Genomic DNA, 14,439 nt, shown 5'->3' on the forward strand with positions numbered 1-14,439 from the left:
GGTAACGCTGACGCTCCTTCTCGACTACCATTCGTGTTGCTTGTAGTTCGTCGGAGGCAATTTTCAGTTCTTCCAAAGTGATTTTAAGTTCTTCAAAAGCTTCTGCTGTTAGCTCTTGTTGCGAGTCTGGCTCACTGCCAGTACTTTGCAATAATCCCGTCACCCGTGAGCTAAACCTCTCTATTTCTTGACTAAAATCGTCTACATTATTCATGTTGCTCACTTTGCTAAGACTTAAGAAGCGCACATGACAGTAAAAACTAAGCAAGTATAAAATCAACTGTACGCTCAAAGCTGATATCAAAAGTATTGCTCAAAAGATAGAGGTTTTGTCTTTACAAAGCGAGTTCTACAAAGTCAAAAGAGGCAGGGGAGCAGGGAGCAGGGGGCAAGGGGGAAAACTGAGACGGAAGCGACTACTCCACCCCAGCAAGAGCGCCCTTTATGGCACCCATGTTCCGCTTCGCTCCACGGTTCTGGGACAGGGCTTGCTCCCCCAGGGAAGAGCAAAGCGCCCCTCCGCTTCTTCTGTGAATTAGACACAATTTCGCTATCTCAACCTCCAACTATTATCATAATAATAAAGAATTCATAAAGAAATCCATCTAAAGTGCTGTACAGCAACAAACATAATAGGTAGATTTAAGCAAATTTTTTTATAGCTTAAGGAGGGCCTGATGGTTACAGCAACAGTACCAGGACAACAGGTCAAAATCGGCCCAACCAAGTTGCTGATTAACAATGAGTGGGTAAATAGTGTCAGCGATCGCCGATTTGAAACAATCAACCCGACTACAGGTGAGGTAATCTGTGAAGTCTCAGAAGCAGATGCCCCGGATGTAGATAAAGCAGTACAAGCAGCCCGTGCTGCTTTTGCTAGTGGAGAATGGAGAAAGATATCTGCCACCCGTCGCGGCGAGTTGCTTTACAAGCTAGCTGATTTAATTGAGCAAAATATCGATGAGTTGGCGCGGTTAGAAACTCTCGACAACGGTAAGCCATTACAAGATTCATTAGGCGACTTAGGGCTAGTCATCGCCTGCTATCGTTACTATGCAGGCTGGGCTGACAAAGTACAAGGTAAAACTATCCCAATTAACGGCCCATACTTCTGCTACACTCGCCATGAACCTGTGGGTATAGTTGGTCAAATTATCCCGTGGAATTTTCCCCTATTGATGCAGGCGTGGAAATTAGCACCGGCTTTGGCAACTGGTAACACTGTAGTTATGAAAACAGCAGAACAAACACCATTATCAGCGTTGCGGGTAGGTGAGTTAATTGTTGAGGCTGGTTTTCCCGCGGGTGTAGTGAATATTTTATCAGGATACGGGCCAACCGCTGGGGCTGCGATCGCTCGTCACATGGATATTGACAAAGTGGCATTTACTGGTTCCACTGAAGTCGGTCATCTAATTATGGAAGCAGCCGCTAAGAGTAACCTGAAGCGCGTCACTTTGGAACTTGGTGGTAAGAGTCCTAACATCGTCTTTGCCGATGCAAATATGGATGCAGCGATCGCAGGTTCCCACGATGCCCTATTCTTTAACCAAGGGCAGTGCTGCTGTGCTGGTTCGCGGCTATTTGTCGAAGAAAAATGCTATGACGAGTTCGTTGCTAGAACTGTAGAAAGAGCGAGAGTGCGGGTTGTCGGTAATCCTTTCGATGCCAATACAGAACAAGGGCCGCAAGTAGACAAAGACCAATTCGATCGGGTGATGAGCTATATCGAATCTGGAATGCGTGAAGGTGCACAGATGCTATGTGGCGGGAATCGAGTCGGCGACAAGGGTTATTTTATCGCCCCCACAGTCTTTGCCGATGTCCGCGATGACATGAAGATTGCCCAAGAGGAAATCTTTGGGCCAGTGATGAGCATCATCAAATTTAAAGATATTGATGAAGTAATTCAACGGGCCAATGCCACCATGTACGGACTCGCCGCCGCTGTGTGGACTCAGGATATCACTAAGGCTCATGCGATCGCCAACAATCTCCGGGCTGGTACTGTCTGGGTCAATTGCTACGACGTATTCGATGCTGCTGCGCCCTTCGGTGGATTCAAGCAATCTGGTATTGGTCGAGAACTCGGCGAATATGGCTTGCAGCAATATACCGAAGTTAAAACCGTTACCATCAAATTGTAGTTCGGCTTGAGTTTACCTTAAACCATGTTTATCCCCCTAAATCTGAAAAAAATCGGTTTTAGGGGGATGATAATTGTGATATTTGATATGGGGTGGGCATGATAAATAGACTTGCATACAACCCCTAGAAAATTCTGATGAAAAATGCGATCGCTACTAGATTTCGCCAACTTATGGCTGGGAGAAAAAGCCCGATTGGCAGATATGACCGTAAAAACAAAACCAGACTTTCCTTAGCACTGTATACCTGCATAGGGTTAGTAGGTGGAATTCTGGCATTGTTGTTAATGACATCCCCAGGACTGGCCCAAAAACCGGAACCCCAGCAAACCCCAAAACTCCAACAACCGTTATTAGTAGCTACACGAGTTATACCGCCCTTTGTACTACCAAACAAAGGTGAACTATCGGGATTCAGTATCGATCTCTGGCGCAGCATCGCCAACCAAATAGGTGTAGAGTCTAAATTTATAGAATATTCCACTGTGCCGGAACTGCTTTCTGCCATTAAGGATAGCAAAGCCAACTTGGGAATTTCAGCTATCTCGATTACAGCCGAACGCCAGCAGAATTTTGATTTCTCATTACCCATTTTTGCTGGGGGGCTGCAAATAATGGTACGAAACGCAGAAACCAACGACAGCGCCTTCCCAAATATTTTGCAATTATTTTTCTCTACTAGCCTCTTGCAAGTAATAGGCGTTGCCTTAGTGCTAATTGTCGTAGCAGCCCATATTATTTGGTTATCTGAACGCAATCATAAAGATGGGATGATTCCCCAATCATACTTTCCTGGCATTTTCAAAGCTTGTTGGTGGTCAGCTGCCACATTAGCAACCCAAGCTGATGAAATGCCCAAAGGAGTACTGGGACGCTTAGTAGGTATCGTCTGGATGTTCATCGGAGTACTTTTTGCCGCCTACTTTACAGCCAGCGCTACTACATCATTGACAGTACAACAGCTTCAGGGCGATATCAGGAGCATAGACGATTTACCCGGCAAGGTAGTAGCCACAACTGCGGGTAGCACAGCCGCCACATATCTGCGAGAACATCGTATTTCAGTTTTAGAAGTTCCTAAGATTGAGCAAGCTTATAATGCTCTGCAAACAAAAAAAGCTGATGCCGTGGTGTTTGATGCACCTGTACTCCTTTTTTATGTTGCCAATGAAGGCAAAGGAAAAGCACAGATTGTTGGCAGTATCTTACGTGAAGAAAGCTACGGCATCATTCTGCCTAACAACAGTCCCTACCGCAAGCAAATTAATCAGGCCCTGCTGAATCTCAAAGAAAATGGCACTTATCAATCGTTATATGATAAGTGGTTCGATGCTGAAAAATCTTAAAGAAGGGAGTGGGGAATGGGGGAGAATAACAAATGATATCATGTCCGGTAAAAGACTTATCATTAAGACCGCAGGGGGCAGGGAGCAGGGGGAAAGAGAGTTTTAAGATTTTTGCATAGATGCCCTGAATAATAACTAATTAAGCGGACATGATATGACTAATGACTAATACTCTTCTTTGGCAAGTTGGGCTTTTGCCTGTTGCCAGAGAGTTTCTAACTCATCCAAACTGTAATCAGAAAGGGGACGGTCAACAACCGCCTCCATTTTTTCTAATCGCTGGACAAATCGCTGATTTGTGCCTTGCAAACCGGTACTGGGGTCAAGATTATGCCAACGGGCTAGCTGAATCACTGCAAACAGTAAATCGCCTAATTCTGCTTCTTGCCGTTCGGGTGTTTCCTCAGCTAAAGCTTGTTGAAACTCCCCCAACTCCTCATGAAACTTATCCCAAACACCCTGAATATTTTCCCATTCAAACCCTATAGCCGCAGCCTTTTGGGAAATCTTCATTGCCGCTGTCAGTGGGGGAAGAGTGCGCCCATAACGACCGAGTTTAGCACTAAGTTTTTGCGCCTCTAGAGATGATTCGCCTTTTTCCGCAGCCTTGATTTGTTCCCAATTTTGCCGCACCTCATCCACACTAGCAACCGACACATCACCAAACACATGGGGATGACGGCGAATCAACTTTTGAGAAATCCCCTGAGTTATTTCCTTAATAGAAAATTGCCCCGATTCACTAGCGATTTGGGCTTGTAATACCACCTGTAATAATAAATCGCCTAACTCCTCTGCGATCGCACCCTTATCCCCACCCTTAATTGCATCCACCACCTCATAAGCTTCCTCAATCACATAAGGCGTGAGCGTTTCGGGAGTTTGAGCCAAATCCCAAGGACAACCACCATCAGGCGATCGCAACTTTGCCACCACCTCAATCAACTCCTGCAACGCCGCCAAAGTCTCATTTTGATTTTCCATACCTCTGCGCTTCCCTTAGCGTTCCTTTGCGTTTAAAAAAATTATTTCTTTAGTCTTGGACGACGACCGCGACTTGTAACTTTCCGCTTCTTAATTTTGCCACTAGGAAGCAACCCCCGAACCCCCTGCTTTTTAAACCGCTTATAAGCCGAACCGCCCCAATCGCTGAGAGAATGACTCATTGCACCGAGTTCCAACCCCAAAAACAGGGCGATATATTCAGTATCGTAATCCACAAGCGATCGCCCCACAGTTTGTCCCAAATCCTGCCAAGTAAAATTCAGATTCCATAACCTTTCTGCGATCGCCAAAACAAAAATTGCCAAGATAGCCAGCAAACACCCCAGATAAATTACCCGTAGAATCGTGCCAATAATCGGCCCGTGGGATAAAAAAGAACGATGCCGGAGACTTTTTTGATAAGGTAGCCAAATCCAGCGCAAGAAACCCCAGCGTTGAAATTGCACAGAGTAAATATCCAAATCGGGGCCAAACATCAGCCCACCAAAGAGAAACCCGCCTGCAACCAACAAAGTCGCATTGCTGCTGCGAGTCTGCCAAAAAGTAACGCCTGCCACAAACGGCAGAGCATACATAGTAATGCGATCGTGCGTCCGACCAGAGGGCATCCTAAATCCTGTTAGCGATAGCGGGGCGTTAAGCCAGTGCTGAGTAACTGAATACTGAGTCAGTATAAGAGAAAAAAAGATTTTCTTAAAACTACTAGCGCAACGCGAAATCTTTTGCTATATTAGTTAAGGATTAGTCAAACGGGCGGTTAGCTCAGTTGGTAGAGCGCCTGCCTTACAAGCAGGATGTCATCAGTTCGAGTCTGGTACTGCCCATTAATTAAATTAAGGCTAGAGACAGCTTAGATGCGGTTTCTAGCCTTTTTTAAATGGATTCACAATCTCTAATTGACCAGCGACTACTAACCCATCTTGCATATCTTCAGAATAGAGAATACTTGCTCTGGCAAATAGCGCACAAGAAATAATGAGACTATCCCAAAAAGAAAAATTATATCGACTGCGGATATCTGATGCAGATTCAAAAATTGTCAGATTGAACTCTATCACGGTGCAACCACGATAAAGCGACTGAATCACAGCTTTAATTTGCCCTTAGTTAAAAGCTGCTTTCTTCAGCAAATTGGCAGCAACCTCATTCACAACCTGTGTACTAATGATGATTCCTTCAGCTTCTGTAATTGCAATAGCAATATTACGCTTTTTTGTTCTTTCTGTAACCTCCATCTTGTTATCTTCAAATAAACGATAAAGCCAAACATTCGTATCAATAAAAGATGTACCAGAACTCATCATTATCGGTTATAAATTTCCTCACGGCTGAATACACCATTCACTTGAACAGGATTTTCTGTTAACTCATCAATTATGTCTCTTTTTTTAGATGATTTTTTCGTCACCAAAACGATTACTTTAATATCATCTCCTTCACCAAGCTCTTGTTTGTACTCATCAGGAATCTGAATTATACCATTTTGAATTTTTGCTTGAAACTCAACCGCATTTAGCATCTTTAACCTCTCTTATATCTATGGGACTTCATTTATTATGAGCTATGCCTAGGTTGGGCTGCGCCAAAGCACCAGTAAAATACTCCACTTGGGCAAAAGATTTTGGATTGCTCAAAAAATTAATCACTAGTTAATACTGAGGCAAGAAGGTCAGGATGAGACAGATGTGGGCAATGTCCAGAAGCTAGTTCAATGGCATCGACTCCTAAGCGCTTGCGGGAAGCGTAGCGTGACCATTTAGGAGACAATATTCGGTCATCGGTACAAACAATGTATTTACATTCAACATTTGGCAAAGCTTTTAGAGGATTCGTTTCAAAAATATATGCCATAGATTGTTGCGAACGACTTTTCGAGATTGCCCACTGTGCTACATCTGGTTGACAATCATGAAAGAAAAACTCCCTTAATACTGCTTCGTCTGAATAATCTTTGCCTACGGAAGCTGGTTCAAACATATCAGGTTCATCGTGGAACTGTTCGAGTTTACTTGGCTCTTTTGGCTGGTAATTGAATGATTTAAGCGTATCAGAATCAAGACGATGAGAAAATTGTTCGAGTGTACTGATTCCGGGATATGGGAGTAGCGCAGCCACAAATACTAGTTGACGCACTTTTACCGCTTCTGCAACCAGGGGAATTATAGTACCAGCCATTGAGTGACCGACTAGCACAATATCATCATCAGTTTTTGGCAGCGCTTGAATTACTGCATCTGCAAACTGGGACAAAGTAGCAGATGCATTTTCAATTGGTAAATCCATTGCTACGGTTTTGTGACCCTGTGTTTCTAAATAGGGAATTAGCAAATCCCAACACCAGGTGGCTTGGAAAGCACCGTGAACTAGACAGTATAGACTCATATCAATTGAATAGTGGTAATGGTGGACGATTTTCCTAACTTCTCTTATTTTTTAGTAAATTTTTAACCTTAGCGAGACTAAAATCGCTGTATGCCATCCTTCCACCTTGCAATTATCTATTTCGTCTATTCCATATTGATACAGAACAAGGAGATAAGAGAATTAAAATGCTCAATTCCCTAATTCTGTAACTTCTTAAGCTCTGCTTCTGTAAACGGATTCTTCCCCGCCCGTAAATCTTTCACCCAGCGTTGCCGTTGTGCTTTACTATCTTTATCTTCAGTCTGGGCGATATATGCTTCAAAGTCCTCAATCGCCCCTTTGGTGTTGCCTGTCAGCGCCCTAGCCAAGCCACGACTATCACGAATGTTGCTATCTTTAGGTGCAAGGGCAACGGCTTTTTCACAGGCTGGTAACATTTCAGCCGCTTGTTTTTGCAGACTCCCGTCCCAGCATAGTGTATTCCAAGAATCAGCAGCAATTTCGACTTTTGGATCGAGCTTGAGGGCTGCGGTATAAGCTGCTAGTGCTTCCTTAAACTTTTTCTCTTCTAAGCGGCTGTTTCCTTCATCAACTGAGCGTTCAACCTTGCCTTTGTTAGCCAACTCTTTTGCTCTCGACTGGGAATTAAACTTTAATTTATTATCCCACTGCTGTGCTTTGCCAAACTTTTCAACAGCGCCATCAATATCATTATTTCGTGCTAACTTCTCACCTTGGATAACTAACGTTGTCGCCCCTTGCGCCAACTGCGATGGACTTTGGCATGATTGCAACTCTTCTAACACTTCTGGATGGCCAATGAAATAATTATTTAGCAAGTTGCAACCACTGTTTAATAAATTATCGAAATCCAAATTCCATAAAATTATTGTTTTGTCAGAACTAGCAGAAGCTAACTGTTGTCCATTGGGGCTGTAGGCGACGCTTCTGACCAGACTGCTATGACCAGTCAGGGTTTTGAGGAGTTGACCACTGCTGACATCCCAGATTTTGATGGTGGTGTCATCACTAGCAGAAGCTAACTGTTGTCCATTGGGGCTGTAGGCGACGCTTCTGACCAGACTGCTATGACCAGTCAAGGTTTTGAGGAGTTGACCACTGCTGACATCCCAGATTTTGATGGTGGTGTCATCACTAGCAGAAGCTAACTGTTGTCCATTAGGCCTGTAGGCGACGCTAATGACCCCTGTACTATGACCAGTCAGGGTTTTGAGGAGTTGACCACTGCTGACATCCCAGATTTTGATTGTCTTGTCATCAGTAGCAGAAGCTAACTGTTGTCCATTGGGGCTGTAGGCGACGCTTCTGACCGGACTGCTATGACCAGTCAGGGTTTTGAGGGGTTGACCACTGCTGAAATCCCAGATTTTGATCGTCTTGTCATAACTAGCAGAAGCTAACTGTTGTCCATTGGGGCTGTAGGCGACGCTTCTGACCGGACTGCTATGACCAGTCAGGGTTTTGAGGGGTTGACCACTGCTGAAATCCCAGATTTTGATCGTCTTGTCATCACTAGCAGAAGCTAACTGTTGTCCATTGGGGCTGTAGGCGACGCTTCTGACCGGACTGCTATGACCAGTCAGGGTTTTAAGGGGTTGACCACTGCTGAAATTCCAGATTTTGATTGTCTTGTCATCACTAGCAGAAGCTAAGTGTTGTCCATCGGGGCTGTAGGCGACGCTAATGACCGGACTGCTATGACCAGTAAGGGTTTTGAGGGGTTGACCACTGCTGAAATCCCAGATTTTGATTGTCTTTTCATAACTTGCAGAAGCTAACTGTTGTCCATTGGGGCTGTAAGCGACGCTAAAAACCACACTGCTATGACCAGTCAAGGTTTTGAGGAGTTGACCACTGCTGACATCCCAGATTTTGATCGTCTTGTCATAACTAGCAGAAGCTAAGTGTTGTCCATCGGGGCTGTAGGCGACGCTCATGACCATACTGCTATGACCAGTCAGGGTTTTGAGGAGCTGACCACTGCTGACATCCCAGATTTTGATGGTGGTGTCAAAACTAGCAGAAGCTAACTGTTGTCCATTGGGGCTGTAGGCGACGCTAATGACCCCACTACTATGACCAGTCAGGGTTTTGAAGAGTTGACCACTGCTGACATCCCAAATTTTGATTGTCTTGTCATCACTAGCAGAAGCTAACCGTTGTCCATTGGGGCTGTAGGCGACGCTTCTGACCAGACTGCTATGACCAGTAAGGGTTTTGAGCAGTTGACCACTGCTGACATCCCAAATTTTGATTGTCTTGTCATCACTAGCAGAAGCTAACTGTTGTCCATTGGGGCTGTAGGCGATACTCCAGGGCGGACTGCTATGACCAGTCAGGGTTTTAAGCAGTTGACCACTGCTGACATCCCAGATTTTGATGGTGTTATCCCAACTAGCAGAAGCTAAGTGTTGTCCATTGGGGCTATAAGCTACGCTAAAGACCACACTGCTATGACCAGTCAAGGTTTTGAGGAGTTGACCACTGCTGACATCCCAGATTTTGATTGTCTTGTCATCACTAGCAGAAGCTAAGTGTTGTCCATCGGGGCTGTAGGCGACGCTAAAGACCTCTCTGCTATGCCCTTCTAAAGTATTCACCTCGATCGCACGATTTTCTTTCTTCTCATTTGGCTTTAAATAAACCGCTTGCTGTAAAGTTAACACAGTGTGCATTAGGGTATCGCTTCTGTGCTGCGCCCAAATTGTATGCTTGAGTTTGCTACCTGCTCTTAAGGCTGCTATTAAAGCATCTGGATATTGTCCAGAGACAGCAAAGGCTTCAGAAGAATTATTGATGGCGTTAATTTGACTAACATTTGCTTCTATTGCCCACTGGAATGTTGCCGCTGCTAAAACAGCAAATCCTAAACCTGCGGTTATGGAACCAAAAAGTGCGCGTTTGAAAACACGATTAAGTTTTACTTCACTTTGTTTTCTTTGTTCTCGTTCTTTTTCCAGTTCCGCCATTACCTGTTTTAACTTCGGTTCCTGTTGCTGGCGGATAAAGGCGGCGATGTAGTCATGTACCAGTTGGTAACGGTCGGCGGGGTTTTCTGGTAGCAAAACCACTAAGCCGGATTGGACAAAAATCTCTAACACTAAATCTAATTTACTGATTCCAGAAGCGTGTTCCGCCCTAGCTTCTGATCCCCCCGCCTGGGTTGACCCCCTTAAAAAGGGGGTTTTTGATCCCCCCGCCTGCGGCGACCCCCTTAAAAAGGGGGTTAAAGAAACTAAGCCCCCCTTTTTAAGGGGGGTTGGGGGGATCTCCGAGAAGTACGGAGTCAAATCGCGTTCCAACTCCGCGCGAGTCTTTAGGGGGCGAGTTCCTTTTTCATCCGTCAGCAAATACAGTAGTATGTCTGCTGCTTGCTGATTCTCTTCGCCGCAATCATTAACAACTTCATCCAAATAACGTTTAACCAATTCTCCCTTAGTACCACGCTGGCGATATTCTGCCAGAGTTGTAATATTCTCCGTTTGCAGTTGCGCCCCCACAACCTGCAACTCAATGGGACGTACTTCACCCAATTCTCCGGCTAAATCTTGCACGAGTTGTTCAATTAAAGCAGGTTCTAAGCGAAAACTAGTATTTGCAGTTAAACGCTGAATAATTGACTTTGTATCAGCAGGTGAGAAATTCCCCAACTTGTAAAGCACATTATTACTGAGAATGTCATTGCCAATAATCTTGAGACTGGACAAATCATTGCACTCTAGCAAGTAATGGATGTAATCTACCCGCAACGATAAGATAACTTTCACCGATAGAACATTCAGACACTCTCCCAGAAACTCAAAGAATTGCTTCCTTTGTGCAGGTTCAGTGTAAACGAAGAAAAATTCCTCAAATTGATCGAAAATTAACACCGTTCGCAGGTTGCGTTGTTCGTTTTCGCGTAGTTGAGTGATTAGAAACTTTGTAGAGACGCGATTTATCGCGTCTGCACTAGGGCGTGAAGAAGACGAGAGAAGTAAGGAGTGGGTATTTTGAATATCAGAGGTCGAAGTTCCGAGTTCTGAGGTCGAAGTTCCGAGTTCAGAGGTTGGAGTTTCGAGTTCAGAGGTTGGAGTTCCGAGTTCTGAGGTTGAACGTTGAGGTTCTGAGGTTGGAGTTCCGAGTTCTGAGGTTGGAGTTTCGAGTTCAGAGGTCGAAGTTCCGAGTTCTGAGGTTGGAGTTTCGAGTTCAGAGGTTGAACGTTGAGGTTCTGACTCTCCCCACTCAGGAGAGACGCGATGAATCGCGTCTCTACAAACTCCCCAGTCCTCACTTTCTCCCAAAAGCTTCCCCAACTCTTCCACCCAGTTGGTGTAAACTCGCATTACTACGGGCAAATAATCTTGAGTACCGATCGCTTTATTCTTTAAAGCTGGTACTAATCCCGCATTCACTAGGGAACTTTTGCCGACACCCGATTGCCCATGAATTACTATCAGCTTATAATCAGGGCGACCCATGCGTTCAATTAAACGTTCTACATCCAAGAGGCGACCAGATGCAGCAATTTCTGGGGCAATGTTTCCTTGGGGAGAGTTTGAACGCAATGTCTCTACAAATGCCTGCTTTGTTGCTTCTAACTTACCCGCACCAATAAAAGCTCGCAACCCAAATTGCTGTTCAATGGAACGCCTTTGCTGTTTAATATTATATGCTTTGAGATATTTTTTTTGCTCAAAATAAAGCTGCTGCAAAAACCTGAGAATATCCAAGTAAAGCCTGACATCTTCTAGGGGATTACCCACATTCTTAGCAGTTTCTAAGCTAAGGGTTGCCTGTTGAGTTTGACCTAATTGATATTGAGAACGACCTAAAATAAACTGATATAAGCTCAAATCTTTTGATTTGAAATCTCTTTCGGGAATATCAGATAAAATCCCTGATGTATTTGCTGATTCCAGATTGGGAATCGTAGAAAAAACCTTTAAGGCTTGCTGAACTAACTGAATTGCTTTAACCCAGTTATTTTGAGCCAAAGCCACCTCAGCTAAAAAACCGTAATCTTTGGCTAATTCTCTTAGCTGGTTGTTATTTTGATGGATTACTAAAGCTTGTTCAGAAAGACTCTGCAAGGTTTCCCACTTTTGCAAGTCTCGCAAGATATCACCAAATTTAACTACTGAAGTAGCAATTAAATCTGGACTTCTCAACCTGCTGATAAAATTTATATACTCTTGGACATAATGCCAAGTTGCTTGCCAATCTGGATGATTGATATCTTGATGTTTAAAAGCTTTTAAATAATAACAAAAGCCAATCTCACTGAGGATTTTTGCCTGTCGTTCTAAATTATGACTTTGCTGCCAGAGCTTATCAGCTTTGTGATAATGCTCTAATGCCGAATCTTTTTGATTATTTATCTGTTTGATACAACCTAACAAAGATTCTAAATTAGCTTGAATTTCTAAATTATAAGCATCTGGTTTTTTGATTAAATATCTTTGCGCCGCTTCTAACTCATTTTCAATTTTGATAAATACATCTACGCTAAATTTTAAGTTATTACTAAACCATTGATTAGCCGTTTCGATGATAAAATCTACTAATTCCTGTGTTGATATAGCAAAATCTCTCGTAGTTGCCCAACTTTCTAAATCTGGTGCAAGCTGGATTAGTTGCTTGTAGATTTCATCGTCAATCCACAACACTAAGGGAAAAGCAAAATTCTTACGAAACTCTTCCCGCACCTGATTTGCAGAAGTTAGCATCACAGATAAATTCTGCACTGATTCCAAACCCACAACCATTACACAGGCTGGCATTTCTTCGCCAAATTCTTCCTGAATGGCAGTATAAAGAGTTCTGTTTGATTGCTGCACCGCCAAGACACGAATTTCAACTTGACAAATTTCTTGCAATCTGGATATTAAGCGATCGCGCAAGCTAGCATAATTACACCGTGCCAATATCAGCTTAAACTGTCCCACAGAGGATTCAATCGCCCAAGCTAATTGTTTCAGAGAGCGTAGGCGTAGCCCGTCGTAGACATCGCTGTTTACATGGTCATCTTCTGATGGTTGCTGTGGACTCATAAGCTTATGTGTTGAGTTCGTAGTAAGCACTTTAGTGCTTTCAAAGACATAGAATAATAAGCACTAAAGTGCTTACTACAAACTTAATTCCCTGGCTTCAGCCAAAACCGGATTAACATCAAACCAAGACTCGCCACCATCCCGATATTCAAAGACAAAGCGACTGCGAATCAGTTTTTGATATCCTTGGTCATCACTCACTTTTTTCTTTTCCTTGACATGACGTAACAATTGCCACTCATCATCAGAAATTGGCAACACGATTTCATTCCGCCGAGAACGAATAACTTGCTCGAAGGTTTCACGGGTTAGGGGAAGACTCATTTCTTCCATAATCCAGGTATTCAGCAGTCTCAGTACGTCCCGCACATGACCACCGCTCATTTGACATAAACGCTCTAGGCTAGCAGCACTATCAAAAATCTCGGTAACTTTATTTAAACGCTCCTCTGGTGTCATGTCAGGAAAGGCTCTTGCTAGTACCATCTGCTGCATGAGTGCCATTCCCTCTGTATGAACACTGCCATCAGACCATTGTACAGGTACCATTGGTAACACCTTGGGGTCTTCTGGGAAACGCTGAGTCAGCATTCCGTAATCGTTGGAAAACTTCAAGGACAAGGGCATGGTGTAGATGAGATGACAATTCAGCTTCGTCAAAAACTCACCCTGGTCGACAAATAAATATTCTTGCTGCGGACGACCCCAAGGTTTGACACGATTATCTATGCGGTCAAGATTATCGACAATTACCACTAGACCATTTTTACCCTGCTGTTTGAGTTTAGCGATCGCAGGTTCCAATAATTCTTGATTAATCGCTTCCAGCAGTTTAGTTTTTTGCGGTGCTAAATACTGATTGAGTTTTTCTCGCAGGGTTGGGTCATTTTTCATCTTCGCGGTGATTTCCCCAATGCCCACAGACAGAGAAAACTTTTCTTTATCTGCCGATAAACCGACATCACCAAGCACCGGAACCTTAAGTTTCCCCGCCGTCACCTCGGAGTTTAAGACCTTCCAAGCACCTTGCAACAACTCATTAAACTTGTTGGGTTCCTCTAGGGTAATTTTATTCAGACTTTGACTCACACGCCGAGCGATCGCTAGCAGCACATCAGCAATATCGACATCAGTCATTTCCAAATCGTCACTGGACTCAAAATAGACCACATGGAAACCTAACTTTTCCAGTTCTGCCTGTAACCGTAAAAGCTCTGTCGATTTTCCACAACCAATATGCCCAGTAAATAAAGTGCAGGTGGGTTCATTAGGCTTAAAAAAAGTAATTTTCTGCTTCAGCTTGCCAAGAATATCACCACCTCGAACTGAGGAAAAATCTATGTAATACTTGCTATCAGAGCTATGGTTGACAAACAGAGTTCTGCTGGGATCGCTAGCCTGATAAAATTCCCGTAAATCTATGGGCATAACTTGGTAGTGCAATTATCTCGTATTGTCTTAACATATCCTTGTGGAAAAGGATAAAGTTATTTACATCTTTGCATCTCAATATTTCGGAAAATT

At 43.8% G+C, this 14,439-nt stretch carries 10 protein-coding genes, 1 tRNA gene and 1 pseudogene; 3 read left to right on the forward strand and 9 right to left on the reverse strand.

The window, feature by feature from the left end:
* Positions 1-214: pseudogene (locus H6G92_RS25060) on the reverse strand (hypothetical protein); the annotation flags it as partial.
* Between the two features lie 463 nt (positions 215-677).
* Between H6G92_RS25060 and H6G92_RS25065 the strand changes: the two are divergent.
* Together H6G92_RS25065 and H6G92_RS25070 are read left to right on the forward strand one after the other, a co-directional pair.
* Positions 678-2,147: an aldehyde dehydrogenase family protein gene (locus H6G92_RS25065; protein ID WP_190896873.1), complete on the forward strand. Its 1,470-nt coding sequence runs from the start codon at positions 678-680 to the stop codon at positions 2,145-2,147.
* A 137-nt stretch (positions 2,148-2,284) separates the two neighbouring features.
* Positions 2,285-3,493 carry a transporter substrate-binding domain-containing protein gene (locus tag H6G92_RS25070; protein ID WP_190896875.1) on the forward strand — a complete coding sequence of 403 codons (1,209 nt, stop codon included), beginning with the start codon at positions 2,285-2,287 and terminating at the stop codon, positions 3,491-3,493.
* A gap of 165 nt (positions 3,494-3,658) precedes the next feature.
* Here H6G92_RS25070 and mazG read toward each other — a convergent pair whose 3' ends face one another.
* Both mazG and H6G92_RS25080 read right to left on the reverse strand, forming a co-directional pair.
* Positions 3,659-4,477, reverse strand: a complete 819-nt coding sequence (gene mazG / locus H6G92_RS25075; RefSeq protein ID WP_190896877.1) for a nucleoside triphosphate pyrophosphohydrolase — start codon at positions 4,475-4,477, stop codon at positions 3,659-3,661.
* 41 nt (positions 4,478-4,518) lie between these two features.
* Positions 4,519-5,106, reverse strand: a complete 588-nt coding sequence (locus tag H6G92_RS25080; protein WP_190896879.1) for a metal-binding protein — start codon at positions 5,104-5,106, stop codon at positions 4,519-4,521.
* Positions 5,107-5,249: 143 nt separating this feature from the next.
* Here H6G92_RS25080 and H6G92_RS25085 point away from each other — a divergent pair.
* Positions 5,250-5,322 (forward strand) — tRNA-Val (locus tag H6G92_RS25085).
* Between the two features lie 39 nt (positions 5,323-5,361).
* Here H6G92_RS25085 and H6G92_RS39700 read toward each other — a convergent pair.
* The 6 genes from H6G92_RS39700 to H6G92_RS25110 form a co-directional block, all read right to left on the reverse strand.
* Positions 5,362-5,586: a PIN domain-containing protein gene (locus tag H6G92_RS39700; protein WP_313889994.1), complete on the reverse strand. Its 225-nt coding sequence runs from the start codon at positions 5,584-5,586 to the stop codon at positions 5,362-5,364.
* 15 nt (positions 5,587-5,601) lie between these two features.
* Positions 5,602-5,802, reverse strand: coding sequence for a hypothetical protein (locus H6G92_RS39705; RefSeq protein ID WP_242059302.1), 201 nt, complete (start codon positions 5,800-5,802; stop codon positions 5,602-5,604).
* Positions 5,802-6,017, reverse strand: coding sequence for a hypothetical protein (locus tag H6G92_RS25095; protein WP_190896881.1), 216 nt, complete (start codon positions 6,015-6,017; stop codon positions 5,802-5,804). The genes H6G92_RS39705 and H6G92_RS25095 overlap by 1 nt, the downstream gene beginning before the upstream one ends.
* Before the next feature lie 119 nt (positions 6,018-6,136).
* Positions 6,137-6,880 (reverse strand): alpha/beta fold hydrolase, encoded by a 744-nt coding sequence (locus tag H6G92_RS25100; RefSeq protein WP_190896883.1) that lies wholly within the window; start codon positions 6,878-6,880, stop codon positions 6,137-6,139.
* 179 nt (positions 6,881-7,059) lie between these two features.
* The gene (locus tag H6G92_RS25105) at positions 7,060-12,915 is read right to left on the reverse strand and encodes a WD40 domain-containing protein (RefSeq protein ID WP_190896885.1); all 5,856 of its coding nucleotides are present in this window, start codon (positions 12,913-12,915) and stop codon (positions 7,060-7,062) included.
* A 75-nt stretch (positions 12,916-12,990) separates the two neighbouring features.
* Entirely contained in the window at positions 12,991-14,343 is a 1,353-nt protein-coding gene (locus H6G92_RS25110; protein ID WP_190896887.1) for a P-loop NTPase fold protein, read from the reverse strand.
* Positions 14,344-14,439 lie beyond the last annotated feature (96 nt).

Origin of the sequence: Nostoc foliaceum FACHB-393, assembly GCF_014698505.1 — a bacterium.
GTDB lineage: Bacteria > Cyanobacteriota > Cyanobacteriia > Cyanobacteriales > Nostocaceae > Nostoc > Nostoc foliaceum_A.

Bases quoted from the DNA above. Each gene is read 5' to 3' on its own strand.
- H6G92_RS39705 (WP_242059302.1), bottom strand. From the start codon at position 5,802: ATGATGAGTTCTGGTACATCTTTTATTGATACGAATGTTTGGCTTTAT.
- H6G92_RS25105 (WP_190896885.1), bottom strand. From the start codon at position 12,915: ATGAGTCCACAGCAACCATCAGAAGATGACCATGTAAACAGCGATGTC.
- H6G92_RS25110 (WP_190896887.1), bottom strand. From the start codon at position 14,343: ATGCCCATAGATTTACGGGAATTTTATCAGGCTAGCGATCCCAGCAGA.
- mazG (WP_190896877.1), bottom strand. From the start codon at position 4,477: ATGGAAAATCAAAATGAGACTTTGGCGGCGTTGCAGGAGTTGATTGAG.
- H6G92_RS25080 (WP_190896879.1), bottom strand. From the start codon at position 5,106: ATGCCCTCTGGTCGGACGCACGATCGCATTACTATGTATGCTCTGCCG.
- H6G92_RS25070 (WP_190896875.1), top strand. From the start codon at position 2,285: ATGAAAAATGCGATCGCTACTAGATTTCGCCAACTTATGGCTGGGAGA.
- H6G92_RS25065 (WP_190896873.1), top strand. From the start codon at position 678: ATGGTTACAGCAACAGTACCAGGACAACAGGTCAAAATCGGCCCAACC.
- H6G92_RS25095 (WP_190896881.1), bottom strand. From the start codon at position 6,017: ATGCTAAATGCGGTTGAGTTTCAAGCAAAAATTCAAAATGGTATAATT.
- H6G92_RS25100 (WP_190896883.1), bottom strand. From the start codon at position 6,880: ATGAGTCTATACTGTCTAGTTCACGGTGCTTTCCAAGCCACCTGGTGT.